At 65.6% G+C, this 16,703-nt stretch carries 14 protein-coding genes; 6 read left to right on the top strand and 8 right to left on the bottom strand.

The window, feature by feature from the left end:
- Nucleotides 1-31: 31 nt before the first annotated feature.
- Nucleotides 32-1,414, bottom strand: a complete 1,383-nt coding sequence (locus I6F16_RS14000; RefSeq protein ID WP_225134659.1) for a lytic murein transglycosylase — start codon at nucleotides 1,412-1,414, stop codon at nucleotides 32-34.
- A 208-nt stretch (nucleotides 1,415-1,622) separates the two neighbouring features.
- Here I6F16_RS14000 and I6F16_RS13995 point away from each other — a divergent pair, with 208 nt between their 5' ends.
- Nucleotides 1,623-2,498: a UTP--glucose-1-phosphate uridylyltransferase gene (locus tag I6F16_RS13995; protein WP_225134644.1), complete on the top strand. Its 876-nt coding sequence runs from the start codon at nucleotides 1,623-1,625 to the stop codon at nucleotides 2,496-2,498.
- A gap of 112 nt (nucleotides 2,499-2,610) precedes the next feature.
- Here the strand turns inward: I6F16_RS13995 and I6F16_RS13990 are convergent, their stop codons facing one another.
- Nucleotides 2,611-4,107: a diguanylate cyclase gene (locus tag I6F16_RS13990; RefSeq protein ID WP_225126385.1), complete on the bottom strand. Its 1,497-nt coding sequence runs from the start codon at nucleotides 4,105-4,107 to the stop codon at nucleotides 2,611-2,613.
- 143 nt (nucleotides 4,108-4,250) lie between these two features.
- On the opposite strand from I6F16_RS13990, the gene I6F16_RS13985 reads away from it, so the two are divergent.
- Nucleotides 4,251-4,514 (top strand): hypothetical protein, encoded by a 264-nt coding sequence (locus tag I6F16_RS13985; RefSeq protein WP_035998268.1) that lies wholly within the window; start codon nucleotides 4,251-4,253, stop codon nucleotides 4,512-4,514.
- 159 nt (nucleotides 4,515-4,673) lie between these two features.
- Here the strand turns inward: I6F16_RS13985 and I6F16_RS13980 are convergent, their stop codons facing one another.
- Together I6F16_RS13980 and I6F16_RS13975 are read right to left on the bottom strand one after the other, a co-directional pair.
- Nucleotides 4,674-7,550, bottom strand: coding sequence for an EAL domain-containing protein (locus I6F16_RS13980; protein ID WP_035998272.1), 2,877 nt, complete (start codon nucleotides 7,548-7,550; stop codon nucleotides 4,674-4,676).
- A 153-nt stretch (nucleotides 7,551-7,703) separates the two neighbouring features.
- Nucleotides 7,704-8,702, bottom strand: coding sequence for an NAD(P)H-quinone oxidoreductase (locus I6F16_RS13975; protein ID WP_225173821.1), 999 nt, complete (start codon nucleotides 8,700-8,702; stop codon nucleotides 7,704-7,706).
- A 119-nt stretch (nucleotides 8,703-8,821) separates the two neighbouring features.
- Between I6F16_RS13975 and I6F16_RS13970 the strand changes: the two genes are divergently transcribed.
- Nucleotides 8,822-9,013 carry a DUF1192 domain-containing protein gene (locus I6F16_RS13970; protein ID WP_225173820.1) on the top strand — a complete coding sequence of 64 codons (192 nt, stop codon included), beginning with the start codon at nucleotides 8,822-8,824 and terminating at the stop codon, nucleotides 9,011-9,013.
- Between the two features lie 600 nt (nucleotides 9,014-9,613).
- Complete coding sequence (locus tag I6F16_RS13965; RefSeq protein WP_035998279.1) at nucleotides 9,614-10,123, top strand: DUF1465 family protein; 510 nt, start codon at nucleotides 9,614-9,616, stop codon at nucleotides 10,121-10,123.
- Nucleotides 10,124-10,323: 200 nt separating this feature from the next.
- Here I6F16_RS13965 and rpmE read toward each other — a convergent pair whose 3' ends face one another.
- Entirely contained in the window at nucleotides 10,324-10,551 is a 228-nt protein-coding gene (rpmE, locus tag I6F16_RS13960; protein ID WP_027573780.1) for a 50S ribosomal protein L31, read from the bottom strand.
- 197 nt (nucleotides 10,552-10,748) lie between these two features.
- Between rpmE and I6F16_RS13955 the strand changes: the two genes are divergently transcribed.
- Nucleotides 10,749-12,599, top strand: a complete 1,851-nt coding sequence (locus tag I6F16_RS13955; protein WP_035998285.1) for an ABC transporter ATP-binding protein/permease — start codon at nucleotides 10,749-10,751, stop codon at nucleotides 12,597-12,599.
- A gap of 31 nt (nucleotides 12,600-12,630) precedes the next feature.
- Here the strand turns inward: I6F16_RS13955 and I6F16_RS13950 are convergent, their stop codons facing one another.
- The 3 genes from I6F16_RS13950 to I6F16_RS13940 form a co-directional block, all read right to left on the bottom strand.
- Nucleotides 12,631-13,077, bottom strand: a complete 447-nt coding sequence (locus I6F16_RS13950) for a GNAT family N-acetyltransferase (RefSeq protein WP_225173819.1) — start codon at nucleotides 13,075-13,077, stop codon at nucleotides 12,631-12,633.
- Nucleotides 13,077-14,105: a peptidoglycan -binding protein gene (locus I6F16_RS13945; protein ID WP_036021776.1), complete on the bottom strand. Its 1,029-nt coding sequence runs from the start codon at nucleotides 14,103-14,105 to the stop codon at nucleotides 13,077-13,079. The genes I6F16_RS13950 and I6F16_RS13945 overlap by 1 nt, the downstream gene beginning before the upstream one ends.
- 147 nt (nucleotides 14,106-14,252) lie before the next feature.
- A complete protein-coding gene (locus I6F16_RS13940; protein WP_225111695.1) occupies nucleotides 14,253-15,266 on the bottom strand; it encodes a flagellar motor protein MotA in 1,014 nt (337 codons plus the stop codon).
- Between the two features lie 168 nt (nucleotides 15,267-15,434).
- Between I6F16_RS13940 and I6F16_RS13935 the strand changes: the two genes are divergently transcribed.
- Nucleotides 15,435-16,454, top strand: coding sequence for a cyclopropane-fatty-acyl-phospholipid synthase family protein (locus I6F16_RS13935; protein ID WP_035998295.1), 1,020 nt, complete (start codon nucleotides 15,435-15,437; stop codon nucleotides 16,452-16,454).
- Nucleotides 16,455-16,703 lie beyond the last annotated feature (249 nt).

Raw genomic sequence — 16,703 nt, 5'->3', positions numbered from 1 at the left:
ATCCCCCTTCAAGGTTACTTCAGGCGCGATTTTACCGCCCGCGCAGCCGGTCCAGCACGTCGGAGGAGGCAAAGCCATCGGCGGGGACCCCGATCGAGGCCTGGAAGTTGCGCAGGGCCTCCCTGGTCATGCCGCCGAATTGGCCGTCCGGGGTGCCCTTGTAGTAGCCGCGCTGAGCCAGCAGCTGCTGCAGCTCCAGCCGTTCGGTGCGGGACAGCTCGCGCTCCTGCCGCGGCCAGGGCTGCACGAAAGGCTGTCCCCCGCGCAGGCGGTCGGCGAAATGGCCGATCGCCAGCGCATAGGCCTCGGCCGGGTTGTACTTCATGATGACGCGGTAATTCTGCAGCATCAAAAAGCCCGGTCCCTGCGCGCCGGCGGGTGCCAGGAGGTAGGCCTTGTCCGCAGGATGCGGGAAGGCCTGGTTGTTCGGACGCTTGAGCCCGAGCTTCTCCCATTGCGCGATCGGCATCGCCTTGGCGCGGTCGGCCAGCATGTAGTTGAAGCCTTGCGGCACCACGACCTCGTAGCCCCAGGTCTGGCCTGGCTGCCAGCCGTCCTTCTTCAGATTGTTGGCGGTCGACGCGATCAGGTCGGTCGGATTGTCGACGACGTCGCGCCGGCCGTCGCCGTCGCCGTCCACCGCGAAGCGCTTGAACGCGGTCGGCATGAACTGGGTCGGGCCGAAGGCGCCGGCCCAGGAGCCGCGCAGCTGCTCCGGACGCAAATCGCCGCGGTTGAGGATCTCCAGCGCGGAGAGGAATTCGTCCTTGAAATAGGCTTGGCGGCGGCCGATGCAGGCGAGCGTCGCGGTCGATTGCAGCACGCTGCGATCGCCGATCTGCGTCGAGTAATTGGACTCGATGCCCCAGATCGAGGCGATGATGTAGCGGTCGACACCGGTGGCCTTTTCGGTGGCGTCGAACTGCGTCTTGTATTTGGCGAGGACCTCGCGGCCCTTGGCGAGGCGGTTGTCGTTCACCAAGATGTCGAGATAGGCCCAGATCGACTTGGTGAATTCCGGCTGCGAATCCATGAGGTCCATGATGCGCAGGTCGGGTGAGAGCCCGGCGGTGAAGCGCTGAAAGTTCTCCTGCGTGACGCCGCGTCGTGCGGCATCGGGCCACATCGCAGCGACGCAATTGTTGAAATTGCCGGCAGCCTCGCGGATCGCGGCGGCCGTCATCAAGGGATGGCCGGAGGCGCCGTCCTCGCCGCTCCACGGCAATGGACCCGTCGGCGCGCCGCTCGGGCCAGGTGTGGGTTGCGCCGGTGCCGGGTTCGATCCCGAGAAGATGCCGCCGAACAGGTTGGACAGGCCGTTCTGCGCCTGGGCGTGCGCGCCGGCCGGCAGCAGCAAAGCGGCCGCAACGACTGCGCCGCCAGCCCGTCTCGCCAGTCCTGCCATTGATTGCATCATGTTCCACCCGTCGGCCTGAAAACCCGCCACAGGAGGCCTGGTTAGCGTTGCCAATAGCTTAACAAAGGTGAAATTTTGGTGGCCGCCTTTTTCTTAACTCCGTCGGGGCGAGGCCCCACATCCGCCTTTGTTGGCGGCTGCAAACAGGCTAGCAAGGATGCCATTGCTCCCGTCCCATGTGCCCCCAAGGTATTCGATCGATCCCATGAAGATTCGCAAAGCCGTATTCCCCGTCGCCGGCCTCGGCACCCGCGTCCTGCCTGCCACCAAGGCGATGCCGAAGGAAATGCTGACCATCGTCGACAAGCCGCTGATCCAATACGTCTATGACGAGGCGAAGGAAGCCGGCATCGAGCACTTCGTCTTCGTCACCGGCCGCAACAAGGCTGTCATCGAGGATCATTTCGACCGGATGTTCGAGCTCGACACGACGCTGGCCGCACGCGGCAAGAAAGCCGAGCAGGACATCCTGGCGCAGAACCAACCCGAAGCCGGCGCGGTCAGCTTCACCCGCCAGCAGGCGCCGCTCGGCCTCGGCCACGCGGTCTGGTGCGCGCGCGACATCGTCGGCAACGAGCCGTTCGCCGTGGTGCTGCCGGATGAGCTCGTGCTCAACACGCCCGGCTGCCTGAAGCAGATGATCGAGATGGCGTCCTCGCTCGGCGACAAATCCAATCTGATCGCGGTCGAGGCGGTGCCCGATCACCTGACCCATCAATACGGCATCTGCGGCGTCGGCAAGCGCAACGGCAAGATGTTCGAGGTCGACGGCATGGTCGAGAAGCCGGCCAAGGGCACCGCGCCCTCCAACCTCTCGATCACCGGCCGCTACATCCTGCAGCCGGAGATCTTCAAGATCCTGGAGACCCAGGAGCGCGGCGCCGGCGGCGAGATCCAGCTCACCGACGCCATGATCGGGCTTGCCAAGACGCAGAAATTCTACGGCGTCGAATTCGAGGGCGAGCGCCATGATTGCGGCTCCAAGCCCGGCTTCCTGCGCGCCAACATCGCCTATGGCTTGAAGCGCCCGGAATTGCGCGACGGGCTGGTCGCGGAGATGAAGAAGTATCTGGGGCAGTAGCGAGCCGCTCGTCATTGCGAGCGAAGCGAAGCAATCCAGAATCCTTCCGCTGAGGAAGTCTGGATTGCTTCGTCGCAAGAGCTCCTCGCAATGACGAGAGCGAGAGACCGCCTCACGCCACCAACGACAGCTGCGGCAGGCTCGCCACCACCGACTGGTTGCGCCCGCCGGCCTTGGCGGCGTAGAGCGCCTTGTCGGCGGCGGCAACCAGGAGCGGCCAGTCCATGCCGGCGGCGGGGACGAGGCTCGCGATGCCGCAGGACACCGTCGACATCGCCTGATCGTCGGACCAGCCCTGCACCTTGAGGCGGATCATCTCCGCCACCTTGTGGGCCTCAGTGGCCGAGGTGTTCGGCAGCAGCACGGCGAATTCCTCGCCGCCGTAGCGCGCCGCGCAATCGCCGGCGCGGCTCACCGAATCGGAAATGCAGATGGCGATGCCGACCAGCACCTGGTCGCCGGCCTGATGGCCGAACGTGTCGTTGTAAGCCTTGAAGTGATCGGTATCGATCATGAGCAGCGCGATCGGCGCCTTCTGGCGCATGGCGCGCCGCCATTCGACGTCGATGACGGAATCGAATTTGCGGCGGTTTTTCAAGCCCGTGAGCGCGTCGGTCGTCGCCAACTCCTCGAGCTTGCGCTCGGCCTCGGCGCGCCGGCCGATCTCGCGCGCGAGCACGAGGGTCGATCCCAGCACGAACAGGATGAGCGCCAGTACCACGGTGCCGATGCGGAGCGCCTCCCTTTGCCAGAGTGCGAACACCGCGGCCAAAGGCTTGCCGGCGACCACGAACAGCGGACCATTGTTCTTGCTGCGGACATAGAGCCGCGGCGTCGCATCGACCGGGCCCTGTCCCGAATAGGCGGCGCCGACCCTGAGATTGTCGGCCTTCCAGTTCTGACGGTCGTTCAGGTTCGTGCCGATGATGTCGAGATCGAACGGTCGCCGCATGATGATGGTGCGGTCGCGCTTGAGCACGGTGATGGTGTCCTCAGGGTCGAGGTTGAGCCGATCGAACAGCTCGTGGAAATAGCTGAAGCGGATCGAGCCGGCGACCACGCCCATGAAGCCGCCGTCAGCGTCACTGATGCGCCGGCTCAACACGATCGAGTAGGCGCCGCGAAACAGCATGGGACGGCTGATGAACAGCTCCGTGCCGGGATTATCCCGGTGGACCTTGAAGTAGTCCTCCTCGCTGCGGTCCTCGGGCAGGGGATCGAGCGTGGACGCATCGATGGTCAGCCGGCCCTCGGCGTCGAACACCTGGATGGCGCCGAAATGTTTGGCGGTGGTCGCGTGGTCGAAAAGGATCAGGTGACGGATCGTCTTTGAGACCGTCGCCAGCTCGGGCAGCAGCATGTTGCTGGCCACCGCCTTCAGCGACAAATCGTAGATCTCGACGTTGCGGCTGACGTCGGACTCGATCGTGGTCGCGAGGTTCTCCAGCGTCTGGCGGGCGAGTGCCTCCTCGCCGCGGCGCATGTCGAGCATGACGTTGACGCAAATGGCGGAAAAGCCGATCACCGTCACCACGGACGAGATGATCAGCAGCTTCGCCGAAATCCGCCACGGCCGGCGGGCCGCAACGTCGCGCCATCCAGAGAACATTGTTCGCTCCTGTCCATAGTGGATGCGCCCGAAAGCTTGCGTAGTGTTTAAGCCGCGACGGCGCTGCCGCAATGAGTTAAGAATCGGTTTATGCGGCTGACGGTTTTGAGCAGCTGGACTTCGCTCCGGACGAGAGGACGAGTGTGAACGACTACGACGCGTTGCGCGATTATCTGCTGCGGCAGAAGCAGGAGGAGCTCGTGCTGAGCTTCGAGCAGATCGAGGAGATCATCGGCGCGGCGCTGCCGCGCGCGGCCCAGCGTGCCTCATGGTGGGACAGCCTTCGCAGCCCCGACATCCAGATGCCGCAACGCGAAGCCTGCCTCGCCGCCGGCTTCGTGGCGACACGCATGCCGGACGGCCAGAGCGTCCGGTTCAGGAAGCAGAAGGGTGAGCGGCGGCGCTAGTGCGTGACTTCCCTTCTCCCCTTGCGGGAGAAGGTGGCGCGAAGCGCCGGATGAGGGGTATGTCTCCGCGCATTCAGATGGATTTGGACGTGGGGAGAGATACCCCTCACCCCCGCTCGCTTGCGAGCGGACCCTCTCCCGCAAGGTGAGAGGGGAAGATCAACTCGCAGCTTCCAGCCGCACTTCCGTGAGCAGACGCATCGCCGCGTCCGCGTCCATCGGCTCGCCGAAGGCAAAACCTTGCGCGTATTCGCAGCCCATCTGGTAGAGCTCGACGGCGTCCGAATCGGTCTCGGCGCCTTCGGCGACGACGTCCATGCCGAGGTCATGCGCGAGCGCGATGATCGACTTCAGGATCACGGGGCGGGTGCCGCGGCTGGTGGTGCGTACGAACGACTGGTCGATCTTGATAGTGTCGAACGGGAAGCGCTGCAGATAGGCCAGCGAGGAGTGGCCTGTGCCGAAATCGTCGAGCGACAGCCCGGTGCCGAGCTCGCGGATCCGGGTCAGCATCTGGGCTGCGTGCTCCGGATTCTCCATCACCAGCGATTCCGTCAGCTCGAGCTTGAGCGTGCCGCGCGCCACCGAGGAGCGCGACAGCACGGTACGGACATCGTGGATCAAATCGTGGCGCAGCAGCTGCCGCGAGGAGACGTTGACGGAAGCGAAGATCGGCTCGCGCGAGCGCATCGCCCGCTGCCACACCGAAAGCTGCTTGGCGGTCTGGTCGAGCACGAACATGCCGAGGTCGACGATCAACCCGGTCTCCTCGGCGATGGTGATGAACTCGGAGGGCGCCATGCGTCCGAGCTTCGGGTGGTCCCAGCGCGCCAGGGCCTCGAAACCGGCGATGGAGCGATCCTCCAGCCGCACGATCGGCTGGTACAGGATCGTGATCTCTTGGCGCTCGATGGCGCGGCGCAACTCGCTCTCCAGCGTCAGGCGGTCGGTCTTGCGCGCCCGCATCGCCGGCTTGTAGACGTCGATGCGGTCGCCGCCGATCCGCTTGGAGTGATACATCGCCAGCTCGGCGTCCTTGATGATCTCGTCCGTGAGCTGGGTTTGCGGATCGGACAGCGCGAGGCCGATCGACGCGGTGAGGAAGATCTCGCGGTCGTTGAAGGCGATCGGCGCGCGGATGGTCTTGCGGATGGTCTCGGCGAAAGCGGTGATGCGGGCCGGGTCCTGCTCCGACAGCAGGATCAGGCCGAACTGGTCGCCGGCCATCCGGGCCAGCGTGTCCTGCGGCTTCAGGATGCGGGTGAGACGGCGCGCCAGCGTGAGCAGGATGGAATCGCCGACCGCGATCCCGACGGAATCGTTGACCTGCTTGAAGCGGTCGAGGTCGATCACCATCAGCGTCGGCCGCAGCGTCGGCATGGTCTTGGCGAAATGCGCGACCGCGCCCAGCCGGTCCATGAACAGTTTTCGGTTGGGCAGGCCGGTGAGATTGTCATGCACGGAATCGTGCAGCAGGCGCTCCTCGGCGTTGCGCAGCTCGGTGACGTCGGTCAGCGTGCCCACCACGCGCGAGACCTCGCCGTCCGAGCCGACCACCGGGCGCGCCTTGAGCGCGAACCACATGAAATGACCGTCCGGCGTGCGCAGACGGAAATCCTGCACGAGGCGGCCGCGGCGCTGGTCGAGCACGCTGTCGAGCGCGGCGCGGAAACGGTCCTGGTCGAGCGGATGCAGCACCTCTAGCCAAGACGCCGCCGGGCCTTCCAGCGTGCCGCGCTTCAGCCCGAGCAGGGCTTCGGTCTCGGGACTGGTGAACACCTTGTCGGCGGATACGTCCCAGTCCCAGATCAGGTCGCCGGAGCCGGCCAGCGCCAAAGCGCGCCGCTCGATGTCGGAGACGACGCCCGTGCTGGCGCCGCCGCCGGCAAAGGCGTGCTGCATCACCGTAAAGCCGATCAGCATCACGATCAGCACGAGGCCGCCGAGCAGGGCCGGGCCGACGATGTCGTTGGTGACCGAGCCCGCCACCGTCATGCCGGCCGCGACCACCCAGACCACGAGGAGGAACCAGGTCGGGATCAAGAGCACGGCGCGGTCGAAGCCGTGGGTGGAGAGATAGACGATCAGCGCGAAACCGGCGAAGGCGATCAGCACCAGCGAGATGCGTGCGATGCCGGAAGCCACCGCCGGGTCGAACAGCGCGAGCGCCACCAGCGAGCCAAGGAACGCGAGCCAGCCGACCGTGATGTGCGAATAGCGCACGTGCCAGCGGCTGAGATTGAGATAGGCGAACAGGAACACCAGGAGTGTCGCCGCCAGGATCGCTTCGCCCGCCGCGCGCCAGATGCGCTCGGCGTTGTTCGACATGTCGAGCACCTTGCCCCAGAAGCCGAAATCGACGCCGATGTAGACCAGCACCGCCCAGGCCAGCGCCGCCGCGGCGGGGAACATGATGCTGCCCTTCACCACGAAAAGGATGGTCAGCACCAGCGCGAGCAACCCGGAGATGCCGATCACGATGCCCTGGTACAGCGTGAAGGAGTTGACCTTGTCCTTGTAGGCTTCCGGCTCCCACAGATAGAGCTGCGGCAGCTTGTCGGTGCGCAGCTCCGCAACGAAGGTGACGACGGCGCCGGGGTCGAGCGTGATGCGGAACACGTCCGCGGTGGCGCTTTCCTGCCGTTCCGGGCGGTCGCCGATCGAGGGCGTGATGGTCGCGATGCGCGACAGGCCGAGGTCGGGCCAGAGCAATCCCGAGGAGACGATGCGGTAATGCGGAGCGACGATCAGGCGGTCGAGCTGGTCGTCGGTGTTGTTGGCGAGCGCGAACACCACCCAGTTCTGTCCGCCCTCGCGGGCGCGCACCTCGATGCGGCGGACGATGCCGTCGGTGCCGGGTGCGGTGGAGACCTGGATACGATCGGCATCGCTGCGCTGATGCTCGAGCACGCCGGTGAGGTCGATCGCGGGCGCGTCGCTACGGACGCTGACGGCGTCGAGCGCGCGCGCAGGATACGCGGCGACAAGAATCATGAGGCCCAGCGCGATGGGCGCGAGGCACCTGATCAGACGCAAGGTCAGTTCTCCGCGTTCGACGCAAACTCGTCAGTGCAAGGCAAATCTAGTAGGCGATTTCAGACCGGACCGATGCGGTTCGGTGCGTCGCGATAGATGCCACGAAAGCGAGGAAAATCAAAGGGTTTCCGGCTTGCCCTGTGGGCCAGCGGCCTAGGCCTCCAACACAATTTTGCCAATATGTGCGCTCGTTTCCATGCGCCGGTGGGCGTCTGCCGCCTTTTCCAGCGGGAAAGTGCTGTCCATCACCGGCTTGACGCGGCCTTCGCGCAAAAGCGGCATCACTTTCTGCTCGATAGCGGCCACCATCGCCGCCTTGTCCGCATTACTACGGGGGCGCAAGGTCGAGCCGGTATGGGTCAGGCGCTTGACCATCACCTTGGCGATGTTGACGCTGACCTTGGGGCCGTTGAGGGTCGCGATCTGGACGATGCGGCCGTCGACCGCGGCGGCATCATAGTTGCGATCGACATAGTCGCCGGCGACCATGTCGAGGATCAGGTTGACGCCAACGTTGTTGGTCTCTTCCTTGACCACGGCGACGAAGTCTTCGTTCTTGTAGTTGATGGCGCGGTCGGCCCCCAGCTTGAGGCAGGCGTCGATCTTGTCCTGCGATCCCACGGTGACGAACACTTTCGCACCGAAGGCTTTGGCGAGCTGGATCGCCATGGTGCCGATGCCAGAGGAGCCGCCATGGATCAGCAGCGTCTCGCCGGCCTTGAGGCCGCCGCGCTCGAACACGTTGTGCCAGACCGTCATCAGGGTTTCCGGCAGCGCGCCGGCTTCCTTCATCGACAGCGCCGGCGGCACTTTCATTGCCTGGGCGTCCTGGGCGATGCAGTACTGCGCATAGCCGCCGCCGGCGACCAGCGACATCACCTTGTCGCCGACCTTGTGCCGCTTGGCGTTGCTGCCGACCGCAACGACTTCGCCTGATATCTCGAGGCCGGGCAGGTCGCTGGCGCCGGGCGGCGGCGGATAGGCGCCGGAGCGCTGCGCCACGTCGGGCCGGTTGACGCCGGCAGCTTCGACCTTGACCAGGATCTCGTCGGGGCCTGGCTGCGGAACACTGCGTTGCTCCGGCACCAGCACCTCCGGCCCGCCGGGCTTGGAGATGGCGACCACGGTCATTTGCGCGGGCAGCTTGTCCATGATGTGTCCTTGAGCAAAAGTGCGGGAGGAAACGAGGCCCTTGCTTAGCCAGCGCGGTGCAGGCTGGCAACCGCCTCAGGCCATCTGGTCCGACCCGCGGACGGAGAGGAGGAGCGACGATGCCGATCGAAGACGACGACCGCCCGCCCAAGAAGATCAGTCATGAAATTGGACAGGACCTCTCACTTTTGTCAGTGGAGGAACTGACCGAGCGCGTGGCGCTGCTCAAGACCGAGATCGCAAGACTGGAAGAAGCCGCCGCCAAGAAGCGCGCCTCGCGCGATGCGGCGAACAGTATTTTCAAGTCGTAGTGGTCGCCACACAACGACTGTCGTCCCGGACGCGTGGGCCGAACTTTCTCCGCTTCGTCATTCCGGGGCGGCGCGTCAGCGAGCCCGGAATCCATAATCCAGGCTCTTGCAAAAGGGCGCGCCAAGAGAGCCGGGCCGTTCCATCCGCTCGTGGTTATGGATTCTCAGATGCGCAATTGCGCATCGTAGCTCGCGACTTCGTCGCGCCCCGGAATGACGACGGAGAGTCTGTTCCCGCAGCACACTCGGCCACTGGCTCACATGACTAATGAACTCTGAAAAAATTAGCTCGTTTACTTCAGATTAAGCTTTCGGGTTTATGACTGGAACTGTCCTCGTTTGGACACCGAGTGGCTCCTGTCCACTCTGTTTGACGCCTCCCTGTTATCAACTTTCAAAGCCGCCGGTCTCCGGCGGCTCTTTTTTTGCGTTCACTGCCCGGTTTGCACCTCTCATCCCGGTTGCATTCGAAAGGATTGACCCGCGGAAACCATATCCGCGCTTGTCACTGGACTCCGCGTCCCGCCCGCGCAATGATTTGTTCATCATAAGCCGGCGGCAAAGCCGGGCAGTCAAACAGTTGCGTAAGAGGCGTTAACCATGGAACGTTTGCAGGCCGACGGCGCGCTCGTTCAGCTCAGTGAGCGATTCACCAATTCTGCGGCGTTCGGCAATTTGTTCCGTGAGGGCATGGACCTCGTCGAGGAGACCGCCGCCTATCTCGACGGCGCCGGCCGCGTCGAGGCCAAGGCGCTCGACCGCGCCGTCAGCCTCACCTATGCGACCGAGAGCATGCGCCTCACCACGCGCCTGATGCAGCTCGCCTCCTGGCTGCTGCTGCACCGCGCGGTCAAGGAAGGCGAGATGACGCTAAGCCAGGCCAATCGCGAGAAGACCAAGGTCAAGCTCACCGCCGCCGATCCCGGTCCCGCCGACACCATCGAGAAGCTGCCCGCGCAGCTTCAGGACCTGATCCATCGCTCGATGAGCCTGCAGACCCGCGTCCGCCGCCTCGACAGCACGATCCACACCCCGCCGGCCGAGCAGGCCACGATCGGCAACCCGCTGGTGCCGCACCTCAACGCGCTGAAGGCCGCGTTCGAGCGGTAGGGTCTATCAACAATCGTAATTCCGGGACGCGCCTCTTGGCGCGGGCCCGGAATCCATACTCCCGATCGAGGTTATGGATTCTCAGATGCGCAATTGCGCATCGTAGCTCGCGACTTTGTCGCGCCCCGGAATGACGGCTAGAAACAAAAAACGCCCCCGGTCTCCCCGGGGGCGTTTTCATCTCCAGCCTTGCGGCCGGCTCAATCCTTCTTGAGAAAGCCCGAAAACTTCTTCTGGAAGCGCGAGACGCGGCCGCCGCGGTCCATGATCTGGGCGGAGCCGCCGGTCCAGGCCGGGTGCGACTTCGGGTCGATGTCGAGGTTCAGCGTGTCGCCTTCCTTGCCCCAGGTCGAGCGGGTCAGGTACTCGGTTCCGTCGGTCATGACGACCTTAATCGTATGATAATTCGGGTGAATTTCGGCTTTCATGGCAATTCCTCGGCGCTCCGGCGCCTTCTTGGGTGGCTCGCGAATGACGGATTTGGGCGGCTCTATACCTCACGAAACCCCGCAAAACAAGCCATGCCCGCGCGCTGGACCGGGTTTGCCCCTAAGGGACTTCCCGGATTTGCCACTACTCCTGCACCGGCCTATTGGGAGCAGATCAATGCAACGGGTCGGATCTCATGAGCGCAGTGGAACGGCTGGATGACCACGATGTCGAACGGCCCGCAATGAACGCCGCGGACAATCCCTCGATCGAGGCCGAGCTGATCGAAGCGCCGGCCAAGGGCCGCGCCAAGTTGCGGCCGCTGCTCGCGCTCGCGCCGTATGTGATCCGCTATCGCGGTCGCGCGGCGCTGGCCTTCGTCGCGCTCACGATCGCCGCGCTGACCACGCTGCTGGTGCCGGTCGCGGTGCGCCGGATGATCGATTTCGGCCTGACGCCCGAGGGCATCGAGCTGATCAACAGCTACTTCTCGGTGATGCTCGCGGTCGTCGCCGTGCTCGCGATCGCCAGTGCCGCGCGCTACTACCTCGTGATGACGATCGGCGAACGCATCGTCGCCGATCTCCGGCGCGACGTCTTCGCCCATCTGCTGTCGCTCTCTCCCGCCTTCTTCGATTCCGCCCGCAGCGGCGAATTGATCTCGCGCCTCACTGCCGACACCACCCAGCTGAAATCGGCGGTCGGTGCCTCCGTCTCGATCGCGCTGCGCAACCTGATGATGTTCCTCGGCGCGACGGCGATGATGGTGATCACGAGCCCGAAGCTGTCGGGCTTCGTGCTGCTGGCCATCCCTTTGATCGTGCTGCCGCTGGTGGCGTTCGGGCGCTGGGTGCGGCGCCTGTCGCGCAATGCGCAGGACACGCTCGCCGACGCCTCCGCCTATGCCGGCGAGCTGGTCGGCGCGATCCGCACCGTGCAGGCCTATACCAGCGAGCAATTTGCCGAGAAGCGTTTCGGCGGCGAGGTCGAGCAGGCCTATGAAGCCGCGCGCACCTCGACCCAGGCCCGCGCCGTGCTCACGGCGATCATCATCTTCATCGTGTTCGCAAGCGTGGTCGCCATCCTCTGGATCGGCTCGCATGACGTGCTCACCGGCGCGATCACGCCGGGCCGGCTCGGCCAGTTCGTGCTGTATGCGGTGTTCGCCGCAGCGGGGCTCGGCCAGCTCAGCGAGGTCTGGGGCGAGGTCTCGGCGGCGTCGGGCGCGGCCGAGCGCCTGTTCGAGATCCTCCACGTCAAGCCCGAGATCACCGCGCCTGCGACGCCGCTTGCGCTGCCGGTGCCGGCGCGCGGCGAGGTCGGCTTCGATCGGGTCAGCTTCGCCTATCCGGCGCGGTCCGACGTCAAGGTGCTCGACGCGGTGTCGTTCACCGTGCGCCCCGGCGAGAAGGTCGCGATCGTCGGTCCCTCCGGGGCCGGCAAGAGCACCATCTTTCATCTGCTGCTGCGCTTCTACGATCCGCGCAGCGGGACGATCTTGCTCGACGGCGTGCCGGTCAGGTCCGCCGACCCCGGCGATTTCCGCGCGCGCATCGCATTGGTGCCGCAGGAATCCGTGGTGTTCGCCGCGAGCGCCCGCGAGAACATCCGCTTCGGCCGGCCCGATGCGACCGATGCCGAGGTCGAGCGCGCCGCCGAGCTCGCCCATGCCGCCGAATTCATCCGCCGCCTGCCTGAAGGTTTCGAGACTGCGCTCGGCGAGCGCGGCGTGACGCTCTCCGGCGGCCAGCGCCAGCGCATTGCGATCGCACGCGCCATCCTGCGCGACGCGCCGCTGTTGCTGCTGGACGAAGCCACCTCCGCGCTCGACGCCGAAAGCGAGACGCTGGTGCAGACCGCGCTGGAAGAGCTGATGCGCCACCGCACCACGCTCGTCATCGCCCACCGCCTCGCCACCGTGCTCTCCTGCGACCGCATCCTGGTGATGGACCAGGGCCGGATCGTCGAGCAGGGCACGCATGCCGAGCTCGTCGCGGCGAACGGGCTCTATGCGCGGCTGGCGCGGCTGCAGTTCGAGGGCGCGTAGACGCCTCATACGGCGGAGAGTACCGGGGACCTCACGCCTTCCACACCATCTTCAACACCGGCCGCCCCGAGGTCGGGTTCACGTCGTCGCCCGCATGGGCGAAGCCGTTGCGCTCGTAGAAGCGGATCGCGCGGGCATTGTCCTTGTTGACGAGCAGCGTGACGCCCGAGGGCGACAGCCGCTTGGCCTCGTCCACCAGCAGCCTTGCCGCGTCGGAGCCCCAATGCGCGGGATCGACGACGAGCTGGTCGAGATAGCCTTCGCCGTCGATGGTGACGAAACCGACCAGCGCGCCGTCCTGCTCCGCCACCACGATCTGGGCCTTCGGCACCAGATCCCTCAGCCAGCGCTCGCGCCACCATTCCAGCCGTGCGGCGAAGTCGATCTGCGGATAGGCCTGCTGCCAGGTGCGATGCCAGAGATCGATCGCGACGGCTTCGTCTTCGAGTCGGTAAAGGCGGAGGTGGAGCGCGCTCACTACCGCTCCGTCAGCTTCAGCTCGATGCGGCGGTTGCGCTTGTAGGCCTCCTCGGTGTTGCCGGTATCGAGCGGCTGGAATTCGCCGAAGCCGGCCGCGACGAGGCGCTGGGCGGGCACGCCGAGCGAGACCAGATATTGCACCACTGAGATCGAGCGCGCCGCGGACAGGTCCCAGTTCGACCTGAAGTTCGCGCCGCTCACCGGCCGCACGTCGGTATGGCCGTCGACGCGCAGCACCCAGGGGATGTCGCTCGGGATCTTCTTGTCGAGCTCGATCAGCGCCGCTGCCAAGGTGTCGAGCTCGGCGCGGCCCTCGGGCAGCAGCACCGCCTGGCCGGTGTCGAAGAACACTTCGGATTGGAACACGAAGCGGTCGCCGACGATGCGGATGTCGGGGCGGTTGCCGAGGATGGCGCGCAGCCGGCCGAAGAATTCCGAGCGGTAGCGCGACAATTCCTGCACGCGTTGTGCCAGGGCGACGTTGAGGCGGGAGCCGAGGTCGGCGATGCGGTTCTGCGATTCCTTGTCGCGCTTCTCGGAGGCATCGAGCGCCTCCTCCAGCGCCGCCAATTGCCGGCGCAGCGCGCTGATCTGCTGGTTCAGCACCTCGATCTGCGCCAGCGCCCGCGCCGAGACCGCCTTCTCCGAGTCCAATGCCTTGCCGAGCTCGGCGGTCTTGCCTTGCGCATCGTTGCCGGCGGCAGCCAAGCCGTCATAGAGACCCTTGATGCGGTCGCGCTCGGACTCGGCCGAGGCGAGCCCGGCTTTCAGCGACGAGACCTGGTCGTCGAGGGTGAGCTTGCCGAGCTTCTCCAGCGACAACAGCTCGTTGAGCTGAGCGATCTTGGCGTTGAGCTGCTCCAGCGCCTTGTCCTTGCCGGTGACCTCCTGCGACAGGAAGAACTGCACCACGAGGAACACCGACAGCAGGAACACGATCGACAGCACCAGCGTCGACAGCGCGTCGACGAAGCCGGGCCAGTAGTTGAGACCGCCTTCGCTGCGGCGGGCGCGGGCAAGGGCCATGTCATCCGTCTCCACTCTTGTGTCCCGGACGCGGTGCAGCGTGCAACGCTGCTGCGCAGAGCCGGGACCCATCTTGTCCCTGACGCTGGGCCCCGGCTCAGCGATGCATCATTTCATGCTGCGTCGCGTCCGGGGCACAACACCGTCTCAACTCTTCTCGGGCTGGCGCGCGATCCGCTCCAGCAGGCGGCGGATCTCGCGGTTCTGCTCGCCCTGGCCGTCGGCCCATTCGCGGATCATCTGCTGCTCGGTGCGCATGTGCGAGACCAGCGCCTGGATGGCTTCGGCAAGGCTCGCCATCGCCGCGGTGGTGCCGCGGCCGGCGCTGCCTTCCTCGAGCACGGACCGCAGCCGTTCGACCGCGGCCTGAAGCTCGCCGCTGGCGACGCCGCCGCCGGTCGCGACAGGCGCCTCGCCGTTGCCATACTCGCGCACTGTGGTGGCGAGCCAGTCTTCGAGATCGGTGTAGAAGCGGTTCTGCGCCTGGCTCGATTGCAGATCGAGGAAGCCGAGGATCAGCGAGCCGGCGAGGCCGAACAGCGAGCTGGAGAAGGAGATGCCCATGCCGCCGAGCGGGGCGGCGAGGCCTTCCTTCAGCGTGTCGAACAGCGCCCCGGAATCGCTCCCGACCTTGAGCCCGTCGATCACCTTGCCCACCGAGCCCACCGTCTCGATCAGGCCCCAGAAGGTGCCGAGCAGGCCGAGGAAGACCAAGAGGCCGGTCATGTAGCGGGAGATGTCGCGGGCCTCGTCCAGGCGGGTCGCGATCGAATCGAGCAGGTGCCGCATCGTGGTCTGGGTGATGGTCATCCGCCCCGAGCGCTCCCCGCCAAGGATCGCAGCCATCGGCGCCAGCAGCTTGGGGTGGCGGGCCGGCGCCAGGCCGGGATCGGCGACGCGGAAATTGTTGACCCAGGAGACTTCGGGATAGAGCCGGATGACCTGGCGGAAGGCCAGGATGATGCCGATGAACAGCACCCCCGCGATCAGGGCGTTGAGCCCGGGATTGGCGAAGAAGGCCTGGACGATCTGCTTGTAGAGCACCACGCTCACCAGCGTGCACAGCACCAGGAAGACCAGCATCCGCACCAGGAAGACGCTGGGCGAGGACAGTTTGGTGTACTCGATGTCCATGGTGGATCGGGAAGTGCCAGACCGCATGCCGGTATCATCCGTTACGTAAAGCTTGCTTGCGGCGCGCACTATGGCACAGCGCCGGCCCAAAAAAAGCGCCGGATGCGCCGATTTCGGGGACAGCTCGGGGAACCCGGACCGGAAGCGGTGCTTTGATAAGCAGGTCTCTGCAGAAGTTCGCCATTCGGGGGGCGCATGAGCGTCGTTTCCGCGATCATCGGGACTGCCGAGCGTGTGCCGCTGCCGGACGTGGTGATCCGCGCCGCGATCCAGCGCCTGTGCTCCCGCATGGCGACGCGCCTGTCCGGGCTGGGCCTCGGCGACGATGCCGCCTTCGCCGGGCGGATGATGCTGCGGCCGATCGCCGAGGGCGCGGCAGCGGGGCATGACGAGGTGCCCGCGGCCTTCTTCGCCGACTTGCTCGGCCCCAAACGCAAATTCTCCTCCTGCTTCTACAAGACCGACGCGACCACCTTGCGGGAGGCGGAGGAGGAGGCGCTGCGCCAGACCGTCGAGCATGCCGGCCTGACCGACGGCCAGGCCATTCTGGAGCTTGGCTGTGGCTGGGGCTCGCTGTCGCTGTGGATGGCACGGCAATTTCCGCACGCGACGGTGACGGCGGTCGCGGCCTCGCAGGCGCAGCGCGCCTCCGTCGAGGAGGAGGCGCGGCGGCGCGGGCTGCTGAATCTGCGCGTGGTCACGGCCGACATGAACGTGTTCGCGCCCGATGGCCAGTTCGACCGGATCGTCTCGGTCGAGATGTTCGAGCGGATGAGCAACTGGCGCAAGCTGATGACGCGCGTGCGGTCATGGCTCGCGCCGGAGGGACGGTTCTTCATGCACGTCGTCACCCACCGGTCCGGCTCGCATCTGCCTGACCCGGCCGATCGCGACGACTGGATCGCGCAATACGTCTACACAGGCGGGCTGATGCCGAGCCATCACCTCGTCAGGCAGTTCGACGATATCTTTGCCATCGAGAAGGAATGGTGCTGGAGCGGCACGCACTACCAGCGCACCGCCAACGACTGGCTGGCCAATTTCGATGCCCATCGCGAGGCCATCGAAGCCTCCTTGCACGGGGTCCACGGCGAGGAGACCGCTCTCTGGATGCGTCGCTGGCGCTGGTTCCTGCTCGCGACCTCGGGCCTGTTCGGTTACGCCGACGGAACAGAATGGGGCGTCAGCCATTACCGGATGAAGGCCGCCGAGTAATTGCGGTGTTCCGCCGCAGCACGCGCCGGTGGAACTTAGATTCACAATCAAGTTACACCGCAAAAGCCTCCTGATTTCAACGGGATAAGCTGTGTGACAATGAGCCGCCCGCGCCATGCGTTGCATCGCAGCAGATGCATTCTATTTTGGCGGCATCAGCCGCGTGCAAAAGGTCCAGAACGGGCTTCGCGCGAGCATGATCAGTTTCAACAATCGGGGCATCCCACTTCATGTTTGGAATTCGAGCGC

The sequence above is a fragment of the Bradyrhizobium sp. IC4060 genome (assembly GCF_020193715.1).
In the GTDB taxonomy this organism is placed as follows: Bacteria; Pseudomonadota; Alphaproteobacteria; order Rhizobiales; family Xanthobacteraceae; genus Bradyrhizobium; species Bradyrhizobium yuanmingense.
The sequence above is the reverse complement of the archived record's forward strand: the minus strand, read 5'-3'. Positions and strand labels throughout refer to the sequence as shown.